11 protein-coding genes are annotated in these 14,655 nt (G+C 63.4%); 8 read left to right on the top strand and 3 right to left on the bottom strand.

Going from position 1 to position 14,655, the window contains the following annotated elements; genetic code table 11:
* Positions 1-3 precede the first annotated feature (3 nt).
* The 8 genes from AC3A3X_RS01985 to AC3A3X_RS01950 are packed head-to-tail and all read left to right on the top strand — an operon-like array spanning position 4 to position 10,285.
* Positions 4-735 (top strand): SDR family oxidoreductase, encoded by a 732-nt coding sequence (locus tag AC3A3X_RS01985; RefSeq protein WP_487581390.1) that lies wholly within the window; start codon positions 4-6, stop codon positions 733-735.
* A gap of 14 nt (positions 736-749) precedes the next feature.
* Positions 750-1,427: a class I SAM-dependent methyltransferase gene (locus AC3A3X_RS01980; RefSeq protein WP_487581389.1), complete on the top strand. Its 678-nt coding sequence runs from the start codon at positions 750-752 to the stop codon at positions 1,425-1,427.
* A 28-nt stretch (positions 1,428-1,455) separates the two neighbouring features.
* Positions 1,456-2,400 (top strand): NAD-dependent epimerase/dehydratase family protein, encoded by a 945-nt coding sequence (locus AC3A3X_RS01975; RefSeq protein ID WP_487581388.1) that lies wholly within the window; start codon positions 1,456-1,458, stop codon positions 2,398-2,400.
* An 8-nt stretch (positions 2,401-2,408) separates the two neighbouring features.
* Positions 2,409-4,826, top strand: a complete 2,418-nt coding sequence (locus AC3A3X_RS01970; RefSeq protein ID WP_487581387.1) for a hypothetical protein — start codon at positions 2,409-2,411, stop codon at positions 4,824-4,826.
* 27 nt (positions 4,827-4,853) lie between these two features.
* On the top strand, positions 4,854-6,164 hold the full coding sequence (locus tag AC3A3X_RS01965) for an NAD(P)/FAD-dependent oxidoreductase (RefSeq protein ID WP_487581386.1): 1,311 nt from the start codon (positions 4,854-4,856) through the stop codon (positions 6,162-6,164).
* A 41-nt stretch (positions 6,165-6,205) separates the two neighbouring features.
* Positions 6,206-8,443 (top strand): hypothetical protein, encoded by a 2,238-nt coding sequence (locus AC3A3X_RS01960; protein ID WP_487581385.1) that lies wholly within the window; start codon positions 6,206-6,208, stop codon positions 8,441-8,443.
* A complete protein-coding gene (locus AC3A3X_RS01955) occupies positions 8,440-8,844 on the top strand; it encodes a GtrA family protein (RefSeq protein ID WP_487581384.1) in 405 nt (134 codons plus the stop codon). The genes AC3A3X_RS01960 and AC3A3X_RS01955 overlap by 4 nt, the downstream gene beginning before the upstream one ends.
* Before the next feature lie 58 nt (positions 8,845-8,902).
* The gene (locus AC3A3X_RS01950; protein WP_487581383.1) at positions 8,903-10,285 is read left to right on the top strand and encodes a hypothetical protein; all 1,383 of its coding nucleotides are present in this window, start codon (positions 8,903-8,905) and stop codon (positions 10,283-10,285) included.
* Positions 10,286-10,292: 7 nt separating this feature from the next.
* On the opposite strand, the gene AC3A3X_RS01945 is transcribed toward AC3A3X_RS01950, so the two are convergent.
* The 3 genes from AC3A3X_RS01945 to AC3A3X_RS01935 are packed head-to-tail and all read right to left on the bottom strand — an operon-like array spanning position 10,293 to position 14,649.
* A complete protein-coding gene (locus AC3A3X_RS01945; RefSeq protein WP_487581382.1) occupies positions 10,293-10,886 on the bottom strand; it encodes a hypothetical protein in 594 nt (197 codons plus the stop codon).
* On the bottom strand, positions 10,879-13,128 hold the full coding sequence (locus tag AC3A3X_RS01940; RefSeq protein WP_487581381.1) for a glycosyltransferase family 2 protein: 2,250 nt from the start codon (positions 13,126-13,128) through the stop codon (positions 10,879-10,881). Before AC3A3X_RS01940 ends, AC3A3X_RS01945 begins: the two co-directional genes overlap by 8 nt.
* A 36-nt stretch (positions 13,129-13,164) precedes the next feature.
* A complete protein-coding gene (locus AC3A3X_RS01935) occupies positions 13,165-14,649 on the bottom strand; it encodes a class I SAM-dependent methyltransferase (RefSeq protein WP_487581380.1) in 1,485 nt (494 codons plus the stop codon).
* Positions 14,650-14,655: the final 6 nt, after the last annotated feature.

Raw genomic sequence — 14,655 nt, 5'->3', positions numbered from 1 at the left:
TGCATGCAACGAGTTCTTGTCATTGGCGCAACCTCGGCGATTGCCGAGGCCACCGCACGGGTTTACGCGTCCCGCGGTGCCGCGGTGTACCTGCTCGGGCGCAATGGCGCGCGTCTGGAACAGATCGCTTCAGACCTCGCTGTGCGCGGCGCGGCTGCGGTTGAAACCGGTACGCTCGACGTCAATGACCTCGCCTCGCACGCTGCCGCGCTCGATCGCGCGTGGAACAGCCTGGGAGGCGTGGACGTTGTCCTCATCGCACACGGCACGCTGCCCGACCAGGCTCGGTGCGAAAGCTCCATCGAGTACGCGATGCAGGAATTCTCCTCCAACGGTACTACGACGATCGCGCTCGCACTCGCCATTGCACCCCGCCTCGAGCGGCGGGGGACGCTGGCAGTAATATCGTCCGTTGCCGGCGATCGGGGCCGCTCCAGCAACTACCTGTACGGCAGCGCCAAGGCCGCGGTAACCACGTTTCTCAGTGGCCTGCGCCAGGCCCAGAACGGCCGCGGCGTGAACGTGCTGACCGTCAAGCCGGGATTCGTGGATACGCCGATGACCGCCGCCTTCAAGAAGGGAGCACTTTGGGCGAAGCCCGTCGACGTGGCCAGGGGCATCGTATCGGCCATCGACCGCGGCCGCTCGGTGGCATACCTGCCCTGGTTCTGGTTCTGGATCATGCTGGTCATCAAGCATGTTCCCGAGGTGGTGTTCCGCCGGATGAAGTTTTGATCACGGAGTTCAAAATGACTGAAATCAACACCAGCCTCGACAGCTTGTACCGCCACCGCTTCTCCGACGCCGAAGTCGCAAGCAAGCGACGCATCTGGCAAGTGCTGTGTAACCAGTACTTCAGCCGGTTCATCCCGGCGAACGCACGCGTGGTGGACATTGGCGCAGGCTATTGTGAGTTCATCAACAACATTCAAGCGGCCGACAAGATCGCGATCGACCTGAATCCGGACACAGTTCGCTTTGCCGCCCCGGACGTGCGCGTCATCCACGAGTCGTGCACGGACGCCGCGTCCATTGCCGACGACAGCGTCGACGTCGTATTCATGAGCAACTTCCTCGAGCACCTGCCGTCCAAGCAGATCGTTCTCGACACGCTGCGCGAAACCACCCGGATGCTGCGTCACGGTGGAAGGGCGATCATCCTGCAGCCCAACATCCGTTTCCTACCCGGCGAGTACTGGGACTACTTCGACCACCACACACCCCTGACCGACCGCAGCCTCGCCGAAGGCGTCACGCTCGCCGGTCTCGAGGTCGAAGTGCTGGTCCCGCGCTTTCTCCCCTACACGACCAAGAGCCACCTGCCGCAGGCGCCGTGGCTGGTGTCCCTCTATCTGCGCTTCCCACTGGCTTGGCGCCTGCTTGGCAGGCAGGCGCTGGTAGTGGCGCGCAAGCCGCACTCACCGTAACCGTCGCGACCCAACTTCGACCCGGAAGATGACGAACAAGAACGATAAGATCGTACTGACTGGCGCCGCCGGCCTGGTCGGCCAGAACCTGATCGTGGAGATGAAAGCGCGGGGCTACACCCGCCTCGTCGCCATCGACAAGCACGCCCACAACCTCGAGATCCTCAAGCGCCTGCATCCGGACGTGGAGGCGATCTGCGCCGACCTGGCCGAACCCGGCGCCTGGGAGACATGCTTCGACGGTGCCGCCTGCGTAGTGCAGTTGCATGCGCAAATCACCGGCAAGACCCGTTCGCTGTTCGACCGTAACAACATCGACGCCACGCGCCTGGTGCTCGATGCCTGCAAACGCCACCACATACCCTTCCTGGTCCACATCAGTTCGTCGGTCGTGAACTCGGTCGCGACAGACGACTACACCGAGACCAAGAAGATCCAGGAAGCGATGGTCGCCGCCAGCGGCCTTCGCCATTGCGTGCTGCGCCCGACCCTGATGTTCGGGTGGTTCGATCCCAAGCATCTGGGCTGGTTGTCGAGATTCATGGCGCGTACGCCGGTCTTCCCGATCCCGGGCGATGGCAAGTTCATGCGCCAACCGTTGTACGAGCGCGACTTCTGCCGCTGCATCGTCAAGTGCGTGGAGACCGCTCCCGATGGCGATGTGTACGACATCGTCGGCGACACGCGGATCGACTACGTCGACATCATCCGGACGATCAAGCGCGTGAAGGGCCATCGAACGCTGATCGTCCATATTCCGATCGGCTTCTTCGCCTTCCTGCTGCGCGTGTTCGCCATGTTCAGCAGGAAGCCGCCCTTCACCGCGGACCAGCTCAAGGCACTGTCCGCGGGCGACGACTTCAAGGGCATAGACACTGAGGCGGTATTCGGCGTGCAGCAGCATTCGTTCGAGGACGCCGTCCGCGAAAGTTACTGCGACCCGCGTTACAGCCATATTGTGCTGCGCCGCTGAGCGGTCCGATGGAATCGGTGCAAGGCGACATTGCAACCATCCCGGCCACGCCCCGCGTGACCGGGCGCTGGATCTGGATTGTCGTGGCCGTTGGGATCCTGCTGTGGCTCAACCTGCTCAGCACAGGGTTGCCGCCGGCGGTGGCGGACCTGGACCCGTCGTGGAGTACCGTGTTGAGCTGGGCGACAGCTCACGGAAAACAGTTTGGCAGCGAGATCGTCTTCACCTACGGGCCACTGGGGTTCCTCGATCCGGACGCCGCCTACTATCCGGACACCTATCGCTTGTTCCTGTGGGCGCAGCTCTTTCTGGCAGCGGCGTGTGCGTACCCGGTTGCGTTGTGCCTGACCCGGGCGACGCTTCCGGTGCGCGTTGCCCTGGTTGTCGTCTATCTGGTCTGGCTCCCCTGGATGGAGAAGGACAGCGCCTGGCTGCTGTTCTTCGCCGCATCCATGGTCGTCATCTCAACCGACCACCAACGCCCCTTCCGGGGTGCCTTGATCAGGGCCACGCTGTTCGGGACGACTGCCGCGGTGCTCGCGCTGGTCAAGTTCACGAGCCTGGTAGCCGCACTGCTGGCAGCAATACTGGTCGTCGCGACGGCGATCGCCGATCGGCGTCGCTCGGCGGCCCTCGGCTTCGCCGTATCGCTGCCGCTCGCATTCGTTGCGTTGTGGCTGGCCGCGGGCCAGAAGGTGTCCGGGATTGCCGCCTATATTTCAAGTTCGATCGAGATCGTCAGTGGCTACGGCACGATGTCGAAGACGCCGGCTGCCTCCGTCGATCTGCTCGGGGTGAGCCTGCTGCTGATATCCGGGATGACCACTGCCATCGTCGTGTTGCGCTCGCGGCGCCTTGCCGACGCCGCCGCGCCCTTCTTCCTTGGTTGCATCCTGTTTCTTTCGTGGCACGGCGCCTTCTCACGCGCCGACGCACACGTGAACCTGTTCCTCCCGCTCGCCAGTGCGAGCCCCCTTTACGCGCTCGCCGTCTCCAACGGCATCGGACCTGTCGCCAATCGCCGGCTGGCACTGCTGCTGACCACTGTCTCGATCGCCATTGGCTGGCCCCTGCTCCAGGTGCTCGCACCATTCGAGCAGCTTGCGGCCGCGTATGCCCGCGTTCCGGCCAACGCCGCTTCGTTCCTCAGTCCCGACGCCGAAGCCAGGGCACGATTGGCGCAATGGCAACGGGCGGCTTCGGATCACGCGCTTCCGAGGTTCGCGACGCTGATCGGAAGGGAACGAGTCGATCTGCTGATGCATGAACAAGGTGTCGTGCTGGTCAATGCCTTCGCGTACGCCCCTCGGCCGGTTTTCCAGTCGTATGCGGCCTACACATCCGCGCTTCAGCAACGCAATCTCGCCTACTTCTCGGGTCCTCAGGCGCCGCCTTGGGTGATTCTCAAGATCCAGGCGATCGACCGGCGGTTACCGACGCTGGGTGACGGCCCCGCGCTCATCGAGGTCCTCAGGATGTACCGGCCCGTCGACAGGGAGGGGGACTATCTGCTGCTCAGACGTTCTGCAGGCACTGACCTTGCCATCGCCGACAAGACGACAACCGCCTCACGCATCCAGCTTGGCAGCTGGAACGAACTGCCTGCACCGCGGGAAGGTCGTCTGCTGGTCGCGCGGCTTGACGTGCAACCCACGCTGCTGGGCCGGCTCCACGAAGCGGTACTGAGGCAGGCGCCATTGTGGCTGGACATCGAGAAGTCGGACGGTGGCAGCGAGACCTTCCGGCTTCCGCCGCAGATGGCGCGAAGCGGGTTCATCCTCTCGCCGGTGCTGCAATCCAATCGCGACCTGATCCGGACGTATGTCGACGATGCACCCCCGACCGCATCGAGATTCCGCCTCCGAAGCTCCGATGCCCCGCTTGGCATTCCGATGTTTGCCCCCGCTGCCGCGTTGACCTTGTCGGACAGCGACCTGATCCCGCCGGACAAGGCGGATCTCGAAAAGATCACGGACAATTGGAACGCCATATTCGGCAGGAGGCCAACGGGCATCGAAGGCCAAGCGGAGTTCCTTTACGAAGCCGGCCATGACGTGCTGTTCCTGCATGCACCCGGCGCGCTCACCTTTGCGCAGGAGGCCGGCAGATACCGTCTCGGCATCATTTTCGGAATTCGCGCCTCGGCCTTCAACAACCCGAAGTGCGTTACCAGTGATCCGGATGGAGTTCGCCTGTCGGTTTATTCCGCAGCGACAAACGCCCTGCTCGGCAGCAGGGCAATCAACCCATTTGCCAACGAATCCGAACGCGGGAGGCAGTCGCTGCAAGTCCCGGATTTCGTCCTTCCCGAAGGCGGCTTCATTGTGCGGATGGAGGCTGGCCCGGATCCGCCAAGCAATACTCGCTGTGATTGGGGATACATCGACAGGATGTCGCTGGTTCCCGTAGTGCAGAACGTACACTGACCCCCAACGACCATCCCCCCAAAGAACATGAACCAGAAGAAGAAGATTGCGGTTGTCGGCAGTGGTCCGATGGGACTCATGGCTGCCGTGGAACTCCTCGACCGTGGACACCAGGTCGACGTGTACGAGCGCGACGACCGCGTCGGCGGCATGTCCGCGGACTTCGACTTCGATGGCCTGCGGATCGAGCGCTACTACCACTTCATCTGCAAGACGGACTATCCGCTGTTCGATCTCCTGGATCGCTACGCGATTGGCGACAAGCTGCACTGGGTGGACACCCGCATGGGCTACTACTACAACGGCAAGCTGTATCCATGGGGCACTCCCACTGCACTGCTGTCGTTCCCCGCACTGGGATGGATCAGCAAGTTTCGCTATGCCCTGCACGTGATGTACACGAAGGGAATCAAGGACTGGTCCCGGCTCGACAAGGCCAATGCAACGCAGTGGATTCGCAAGTGGATCGGCCAGGAGGCTTACGACGTCCTGTGGAGCAACGCCTTCCACCTCAAGTTCTTCGAGTATGCCGACAACCTTTCTGCGAGCTGGATCGGCACCCGAATCAAGCGCATAGCATTGTCCCGTCGCAGCCTCTTGCACGAGAGCCTGGGCTATCTGCAAGGCGGCTCGGCCGCGCTGCTGGACCGGATGGCACAGGACATCCAAAGCCGTGGTGGCCGCATCCTGCTCAAGCGGGGTATCGACGAGGTGGTGACGCAGGCCGGACGCGTGACAGGAATTTCGTCAGGCGGACAGTTCGAGAGCTATGACAGCGTGCTCTCGACGGCGCCGATCCAGTACGTGCCGCGCATGGTCCCGGGCCTGCCCAAGGATTTCGCCCAGCAGATCGCAGACATAGGGAACATTCCGGTCGCGTGCGTGATCCTCAAGCTCCGGCATCGGGTGAGCGAGAACTTCTGGATGAACATCAGCGATGAATCAATCGCCATCCCGGGCGTGATCGAGTACAGCAACCTCAATCCCGGCGACAGTCCCGGCCAGCACATCCTCTACGCCCCGTTCTACATGCCCAAGACGCACCCGAAGTGGCAGATGTCGAACGAGGCATTGATCGAGGAGGTTCTGGGCTACCTGCCCAGGCTCAACCCCGCGTTCTCCCGCGACTGGGTGCTGGCGAGCCATTGTCACCGATACGAGTTCGCCCAGACGATCTGTCCTCCTGGCTTCCAGGACATGCTGCCTGCGATGCGCACGCCGATCGAAGGCTTTTTCATGGCCGATACGGCGTACTACTACCCGGAAGACCGGTCGATATCGGAGAGTGTCGCCGTGGGCCGGACGCTGGCCCGCGTCGCGGAGGGCAGGGATCCGTGACAGCGTCCACGACCCGCGCGGGCCTTGAGTCTACGCGCGTCATGCGCGCGTGGAGGCTGGCCTTTTCCGCACCGGCGCTGTTCCTCGCCATCTGCGCCGGTCGCATCGTGTTCGTCAGCCTGTACGCCGAGAGCATCCCGTTCTGGGACCAGTGGGATGCAGAAGGAGCCAACCTCCTGAAACCCTGGCTGGAAGGCACCCTGGGCTGGGCAAACCTGTTCGCGCTCCACAACGAGCATCGAATCTTCTTCACGCGCCTGATCGCACTGGCGGTGTTCGAGGCAAACGATGGCCAGTGGGACAACCTGGTCAGTGCGTACGCCAACGTCGCGGTATATGCCGCCAGTTCCACGTTGATCTATGTGGCGCTCCGGCAAGAACTGGAATCACGCCTGTCACGCGCGGCGCTGTTCGTGGCCCTGATAGCGCTGGCGTGGATTCCTTATGCGTACGAGAACACGTTGGTCGGGTTCCAGAACCAGTTCCACCTGATGGCCGCATTCGCGATCATCGCGATTGCCTGCGCGGCGAAGGGAGGCGACTCGCCGCGACTGGTGCCGATCGTGGTGGCTGCCTCGTTGCTGGGCTGCTTCACGATCGCGTCGGGTCTGCTGACCAGCGTCGCCGCAGCGGGCGTGCTGCTGCTGCGATGGTGGACCGGTCGCCTGCGATCGCCGCAGATGCTTGTCGGAGTCGCCGCCCTGGCCATTTGCGCCGGGCTGGCGCTGACCTCGGTGCCGCACCTTGCGTACCACGACGCACTCAGGGCGCCGGACACGGGCAGCTGGCTGCGCGCGACACTGGTGAGCCTGTCCTGGCCGCTTTCCTATGGATACCGGACCGCGTGGATCGTCTGGCTGCCTACGGTCATAGCCGCGTTGCGCCTGCTCTCTACGCGGCGTGCAAGCAGCGGCGAACTGATCGCCTTCGGCCTGGCCGCGTGGGTGGTGCTGCAGGCATTGGCCATGGGATATTCGCGTGGCAATGGCCTGCTCTGGCCAAGTTCGCGCTACACGGACACCCTGGCGATCGGCCTGGTCGTCAACCTTTGGTTTGCCCTGCGGCTCGTCTCCTTCAGCCACAGGAAGACGGATTCGGATCCGCTTCCGCGACTTGCAGGCAGTTGGTTGGTACTGGCACTGCTTATGGTTTCGGTGGGCCGTGCATTGTATTTGCATGGCCCGATCGACCTTGCCGACTCCCAAGCGCGACTGGACGCCTCGGTGACGCAGACCCGCAACGTCCGCGATTACGTCATCACCGGCGACGCTTCGGCCTTGCACCAGTTGCCTCTGCAGATCCCCTACGAGAGCGAGGCGCGCCTTGCTTCTCTGCTGGATGATCGCAGTCTGCGCCAGGTGCTGCCTGCTTCGATCCGCGCAGGGCTGCCAGGCAGCACCGCGGGTCATGGCATCGGATTTTCCAGACAGGAGAGCGAACTGTTTCCGCCCTCCGTGACGTCATGCCAGCCGCCCGACTGCATTTCCGCGCAGGGCCACTGGACCTCCGAGCCGATCACTGCAACGCTCCCCTACGTGCAGGTGCAGGTTGACGTGCGTGGCTCCCATCGCAGTCTGGAAGTCTCCACCGTGTCTACCGGAAACTCTCCGCTGACACGCGCCGATGCACTGGTCGACAATGCCCCTGCCGACCTCTTCTTGCGCACCGGCGGCGCCCCGTTTCGCTTGTCGGCGGTCGACGCCAGCGTGGACGGCAGTATCGCATTTCATGATGCAGTGGAGATGGGTCCCTTGAGCATGATCGCGGCGCGGCTGCAGAACACGGTCCGCCATGCATTCAAGCGGCAAACCGCGGCGCAACGCTCTTCCTGGATCGACATCGCCTCGACCGTGGCAGATCCGGTGGCGAACCGCCCCTTGCAACTGATCGAGGGTGGACCGGTCAAGGCAACGTGGCAGGCCCCACGCTCGGGAAGCGTGGAGCGGTTGTCCGTTCAGATCGGCAACTATGGCGGTACATCGGACGGCACGGCGATGATGACTGCCTGTGCGGCCTCGGGATGCGTGTCGCAGCGCGTGCCCCTCGCCGGCAGTCGTGACAATGCGATGTTCGAGTTCCCTCTTCCAACGAACTGGCAAGTGAAGCGTGGAGAGTCGCTCAGCGTGGATCTGTCGACCAGCGGCGCAACGCAGCCGGTCGTCCTGTGGACCTACCCTGCGGCCGTCGGCTCCGCCGTCATCGCGCCCAGCGCTTCCCCGAACGCGAACGAGCACGTCGGTCGCGGCCTGCGCCTACAACTTACCTACTCAAAGCCATGATCAGCAGTCGCTTTATCAGCTTCGTCCTCGTCGGTGGACTTGCCGCGGCCGCCAACTTCGGATCACGAATTGCGCTGGGCACGGTCATGCCCTACGTCCCATCCATCGTCCTGGCCTTCTGCATCGGCATGCTGACCGCGTTCCTCCTCAATCGCATCTTCGTCTTCAAGGATGCGGTCAACGAGATCCACCACCAGGCGATGTGGTTCGTGATCGTGAACCTGGCAGCAGTCGGTCAGACCCTGTTCGTCAGCCTGCTGCTTGCGCGGTGGCTGTTCCCCGCCATTGGAATGACCTTCCACGCCGAAAGCGTTGCGCATGCCGTCGGCGTTATCGTCCCGGTTTTCAGCAGCTACGTCGGCCACAAGCGTTTCACGTTCCGGGCGAAGCGACATGCGTGATCCCGCCCTGGGGACGTCCAACCGTACGATCCTGAGTCCGTCATGCCGTTGGGCAGCAATGACGGGGCTGTTCCTGGTCGTCGTTGCGGCCAGGCTCTGGTATGTGATCACCCTTTCGGAACCCACGCCATTCTGGGACCAATGGGATGCCGAGGGCGTCAGCCTGCTCAAGCCCTGGCTCGAGGGCCAATGGCAGGTCTCGCAGCTCTGGGCCGCACACAACGAACATCGAATCGTCGCCACGCGGATCACTACGCTCGCGCTGTTCTACCTGTCTGGCAACGAATGGAACAACACGATCGAAGCGGCATTCAATGCGGCGCTCTTTGCGGCGACGCCGACTATCCTGACCTGCTGGATGTTGCGCGAGCATCCGTTGGATACCAAGCGGGGCGCGATGCTGGTGCTGATGCTGGCGTTCGCCGTGCTGCCGTTTTCCTGGGAGAACGTGCTCGTCGGCTTCCAGAGCCAGTTTTACTACATGGTGCTCTTCACCGTGCTCGCAGTGGGCCTGGCGGCACGCTACCCGGATCGCCTGGCCTGCATGGCACTGGCGTTGGTACTGGTGGCGGCCAGCATCCTGAGCATGGCTTCTGGACTGTTGGCGGCCCCGGCACTCGCAGCCACGTACCTCATCAACTGGCGGCTTGGACGAACCGGCGCAGGCCAGACCGCGGTAGCGGTTGCCGCATCATCGGCGCTGGCCATCGCTGCTTACGCAACCATGCCGGTAGTCGGCCCGCACCAGGCTCTCAAGGCCGCTTCGCTGCTCGAGTTCCTGGACTCCAGCAGCCACGCACTGGGTTGGCCGATCAAGCTCTGGCACTGGGCGCCCTGGCCGCTGTGGCTGCCCGGCGCTGCGGGCGTACTGGCGGTGCTTTCGGGCCGCGTGCGCTGCTCGCACTTCGATGTGGCCATGGCGGGACTTCTGGCCTGGTCGGCCGCCCAGGGTCTGGCAATGGCGTACGGTCGCGGCCACAACCTGATCGAGATCGGCTCGCGCTATACCGAATTGATGGCGTTGGGATTGACGGCCAATGCCTGGCTGGCGATTCGCCTTCTGGAATGGACATCGAACAGGTCAGCGCCGCGACTTGTCGCTACCGGCCTGACCGTCGTGTTCGCACTTGTCCTGACGATCGGCTTGGCCACGCGCACCCGCGGCGACTGGGCGGCGGCGCAGGAACGGCATGCCCTTAATGTCATGCAGACCCAGAACGTGGAGGATTATTTCCGTACTGGCGATCCGACCGCCCTGGAAAAACCCATTCTGCAGATCCCCTATCCGCAAGCGGCGGCACTGAAGTCCATGCTGGACGATCCGACGTTGCAACGTATCCTGCCCAAGCGGCTTGCGACGGCAGCGCGGGAAGGTCCAGTCGCCGCAAGGGAGAAGATCGATCGGACCGGCAATGCGGTCGAGGCACAACCGGCGAGATAGCGCGGGCTTACTGCGCGGCTACGTGCAGCCCCCGTTGCAGGCTGCACCGCGCCACGGATTCGGCCACCTTGTGTAGTATCGCCACGCGATACTGCCCGGGTTCCACTCCGTGCAACCCCACCTTGAGGTTGTAGCCAGAACCGGAGAGCGCGGAACTGCCCAATGCGGCCGCCACATCCGGCCGAATCCCGCCGAACTCCAGCTTCACGGCGTAGCGGCGCGGGCCATCCAGTACCAGCAGGGCCTGTGACGGCACCCGGCCCTGGCCATCCGATGCCCACCCGGCAAAAAGCACCAACGCGTCCCTTGGCACAGCTACCGAGGCCTCGGCGCTGCCGTTGATCAAGTCCAGCGCGCATCCAGCAGCATCTGGTGCGGTCGCGGGATCGAAGCCCCGGAACCGCGTGAACGACCTGGCGTCCCACGGCAGGCCGCTCGTCTCGGCCGGCACTGGCGCGCTGCCATCGGTTTCGATCTGCGCGGGTGCAGCTTCATGCTTGCCGCACGCAACCAGCAACAACCCCAGTGATGCGGCGATCATGCAACGTCGCATCCGCGCGGCGATGTCGTGCGGCCGAGTACCAGTCAGATGCTCATTCATTGGAACTTCTGGGCGGAAACGCGAGGGCGAAGGGCTCGCCTTCCAGGGTCAGGTTAGGGTTGTAGGCCGGGTCGCGACGCAGGGCATCGCCCCAGCGCTCGTTCATCAGCTGCACTTCGCCGTTGAAACGCGCGATTTTCTCCGGCGTATCCTCGTGCCCACGCGACGCAGACTCGTGATGGTAAAGCTCGGCGTATGGCGTCCAGACATTCCGGTAGCCGGCCGCGCGTATGCGCAGGCATAGGTCCACGTCATTGAATGCCACGCGCAGCGTTTCATCCAACCCTCCAACCGACTCGAACACATCCTTGCGCACGAGCAGGCAAGCGGCCGTCACCGCGGACAGCGCCTGTGTCAGTCGCGCCCGGTTCATCTGCCCTGGATACCCGCGCGGCTTTGCGGAGTACGCGTGTCCCGCGACCCCGTGCAGGCCGACGATCACGCCAGCGTGCTGGATGGTGTCGTTCGGGTAATAGAGCATTGCGCCAACTGCGCCGACTTCCGGCCGTGCAGCATGGCCGACCATCTCCTCCAGCCAGTCGGGGGAGATGACCTCGATGTCGTTGTTGATCAGGCCAACGATGCTGCCCGCTGCCTGGGCAATGGCGCAGTTGTTGATCGCTGAGTAATTGAACGGCTGGTCGTAGCGGAGGACGCGCACCCTCGGATCGCCCATCACATCGGCCAGGTACGCTTCAGTCTCCGGTTCCACCGACTGGTTGTCGACGATGATGACTTCGAAGTCCGGATACGTGCTCAAGCGCAGGATCGAATCCACGCATGTCCGGAGCAGGCCGACGCGGTCACGCGTCGGAATCACGAGACTGACCTTCGGCGCGGGAACCGGAACGTCGAACTGCAATCGGTGGTGACCCCAGTCCGTGGTGATGACACGTCCAGCGGCTGCAGTCCTGGCCAGGTGCTCGGTGACAGCCCGCTCTCCGGCAGTAACCGCGTAGCTCTTCTCACCCAGCGCAAGCGCGGTCGATCCTGGAATGGCGCGCCAGTGGTAAAGCACCTTGGGGATGTGACCGATCTCGCCCGCGTCCAGGCGCTCGCAGCAGCGCAAGGCCAGGTCCCAGTCCTGGCTGCCTTCCATGCCCTCCCGGAAACCACCGACTTCGCGCACCAGCCGCGTCTCGAATACGCCCAGGTGACTGATGCAGTTCTGGGCCAGGAACAGCTCGTAGTTCCAGTCCGCCTTGAAGTAGGGGTCGAAAAGCCTGCCTTCTTCGTCGATCTTGTCTTCGTCGGAGTACAACATCCGCCACTGCGGATTGTGCTTGATCGCTTCTGCCACGGCGGACAAGGCCGAGCACGGCAGCTCGTCATCGTGGTCGAGCAATGCCACGTAGCTGCCGGATGCGAGGGCCAGCGCGCTGTTGGAAGTGGCCGAAATGTGGCCGTTCACACTGCGGTACTCCACCATGATCCGCCTGTCCGACTGCGCGAGCTCTTCCAGGACACGTCGCACGTGCGGCTGCGTCGATGCGTCATCGGCAATGCACAATTCCCAGTTCTGGTAATCCTGGTCGATCACGCTTTGCACGCTTCGACGCAACCATTTCTCCGGCGTATTGAAGACAGGCATCAACACCGAGATCAGCGGGCCGCGTTCGCCAGCGGACGCCTGGATCGGTCCGATGCCGCAACCGTAAAGGCGAACCCAGCGCTCGTACTCGTTGCCCGGGTCGAACGAGGAGTGCCCCGCATACTCATCAAACAGTGCGGCACCAAGAGTACCGATGCCGCCACGCAGCAACTTCGACAGCGCCCACCGGATGGTTGCCAGCTTGGCGCGCTTGCCGCGTCGGCGGCGCAGGATGCCAGCCAGCATCATCGCCGCGGCTTCCGGCCGCGACAGCCTGCGCAATTCCAGCGCACCAGTGCTGAAATCGCCGTCGGTCGCCATCGGGTCCAGCCTCAGCACATGGGCGCTTTCGCCGAGGCGGACAATACCTTCGTAGCGACCCGGCTCACCGGTCACGACCGGCAGCTCGATGCGCTCGTGCTCACGCATTCCCCTACCGTAGTCCGGATACAGTGTGGGCACGACGTGACCCTGGCGGTCCGAACGAATATCCAGCGACACCCAATACCAGCCGCCTTCGAAATAGCCCTTCTCGTCGCTCAACATCTGGAACTGCGGATCACTGCCTGTCGAACGCCAAGCGCGGCGACCGGGTAGTGCCTTGTCGACACTCCCGATCTGGTTCAGCGGTTTGATGCTCAACTTCGTCACGTCAAACTATCCCTGGATGATGGCTCCATGCCATCTTCAGCTGCCGATCCCCAGCATGCGCTTCACACGCTTCATGAAGCCGCTCCGCGTCAGAATCGACAGCATCTCGCGCTGCTGCTCCATCAGCTGCAATTGATTCTGCAGGGCGGACTTGAGCTCCGCCCTGGCATCCGCCAGCTCCGCCGACTGCCGTGCGGAGAACGATTGCAACTCCTTCGAAACCTCTTCGGCTGCCCGTGCTCGCTGGTCGATCCGGTGGAGTTGCACCAGCACCGGGTCCAGCTCCAGCGTCGAGGACGCGACCTGCGGAGACATCAGCCGCTGCGTGAGGACCTTGCCTTGCTCGCGGGCGATGCCCTGCAGTGTCGGATCCAGCAAGAGCAGTTCGTAGTCGATGCCAAGCCGCAACCCGGTTACTTTGCGGTCTCCGAGCATTGCCCAGGCTTCAGCGAGCGAGAATTCCACCCACGGGTCGCCGTCGAACGCGGCGAAACGCAGCCAACTGTTCCCGCGTGCGTCTAGTTGTTGGGCGTTTAGATGCCCCATGCGACGAATGTCGATCCGGGTCGAAGCCTCGGAGCCTGCGACCACTTCATGTTCGAGGGCGAAGTTGAAGAAGGAGAAAACGCCCGGCACATCCGCGGGATCAATGCGGACGTAATCGGGCTGTACGCCTTCGGGCAACTGCACATGAAACTCCATCGGCCCCAGCGCACTGTCGGCCGGCACCTCGATCAGCATCGAACGGCGCTCGGCGTAATCCTGGTCCGCCGCACGGTAGAAGAGCCGGCATTCGAACTGGCGGGATGGTGCGCCAATGGTCGTCGGCGAGTCGGTGGCGGGGTCGACAATCGTCGCCGCCACGGCCTCAAAGTATGCACGGGCGCTGGCGGGCTCGGACGTTGCCATGTCCATGAAGGCGCGGAACGATTCCGGGATGTTGTCGCCCACTTCGAGCACCGCCAGCCCGTTGCTGTGCTGAAACTCGAAGCAGCGGTAGCGCGAGGACAATTCGCTGATCAGCTTCCAGACGCCAAAGTCGCGGCGCTGGACATTGCAGTCGTGGAAGATGACAACGGCACGATCACTGAGCTTCGGCAGCCAGGTCTCGAAGTCCTCCCGGACCGCCTCGTAGGTGTGCAGGCCATCGATGTGGAGCAGGTCGATCGAACCGTCCTCGAACGTCTTGACCGCGTCGGAGAAGTACGCGCGAAGCAGCGTCGAGAACTTGCCGTAACGCGGGTCGTGATATGCACGCAGCGTGTTGTAGACCTTCTCGTCGTAGAACCTGGCGTGCTCGTCGCCCTGCCAGCAGTCGACCGCGGTGCAACGCGTCGGCGAACCCAGGTATTCGACGGCCTGGCAGAAAGCGAGATAGGAGTTGCCCGAATCCGTTCCAAGCTCGACCAGGCTGCGCGGCCGCAACAGGTCGACCAGCAGGTAGGCAAACGGAATGTGCCCTGCCCACGCATACGGATGCGACAGGTGGGGACGAAGGAATACCACCGGGTGGTGGTCCATGCGGAA

The organism is Lysobacter sp. Soil_N_23 (genome assembly GCF_057656135.1).
This window is presented reverse-complemented; position numbering and strand designations above follow the sequence as displayed.

Excerpts from the sequence above, each read along its gene's own strand:
- AC3A3X_RS01970 (WP_487581387.1), top strand. The coding sequence starts at position 2,409 with ATGGAATCGGTGCAAGGCGACATTGCAACCATCCCGGCCACGCCCCGC.
- AC3A3X_RS01950 (WP_487581383.1), top strand. The coding sequence starts at position 8,903 with ATGACGGGGCTGTTCCTGGTCGTCGTTGCGGCCAGGCTCTGGTATGTG.
- AC3A3X_RS01945 (WP_487581382.1), bottom strand. The coding sequence starts at position 10,886 with ATGAATGAGCATCTGACTGGTACTCGGCCGCACGACATCGCCGCGCGG.
- AC3A3X_RS01980 (WP_487581389.1), top strand. The coding sequence starts at position 750 with ATGACTGAAATCAACACCAGCCTCGACAGCTTGTACCGCCACCGCTTC.
- AC3A3X_RS01985 (WP_487581390.1), top strand. The coding sequence starts at position 4 with ATGCAACGAGTTCTTGTCATTGGCGCAACCTCGGCGATTGCCGAGGCC.
- AC3A3X_RS01935 (WP_487581380.1), bottom strand. The coding sequence starts at position 14,649 with ATGGACCACCACCCGGTGGTATTCCTTCGTCCCCACCTGTCGCATCCG.
- AC3A3X_RS01965 (WP_487581386.1), top strand. The coding sequence starts at position 4,854 with ATGAACCAGAAGAAGAAGATTGCGGTTGTCGGCAGTGGTCCGATGGGA.
- AC3A3X_RS01975 (WP_487581388.1), top strand. The coding sequence starts at position 1,456 with ATGACGAACAAGAACGATAAGATCGTACTGACTGGCGCCGCCGGCCTG.
- AC3A3X_RS01955 (WP_487581384.1), top strand. The coding sequence starts at position 8,440 with ATGATCAGCAGTCGCTTTATCAGCTTCGTCCTCGTCGGTGGACTTGCC.
- AC3A3X_RS01960 (WP_487581385.1), top strand. The coding sequence starts at position 6,206 with ATGCGCGCGTGGAGGCTGGCCTTTTCCGCACCGGCGCTGTTCCTCGCC.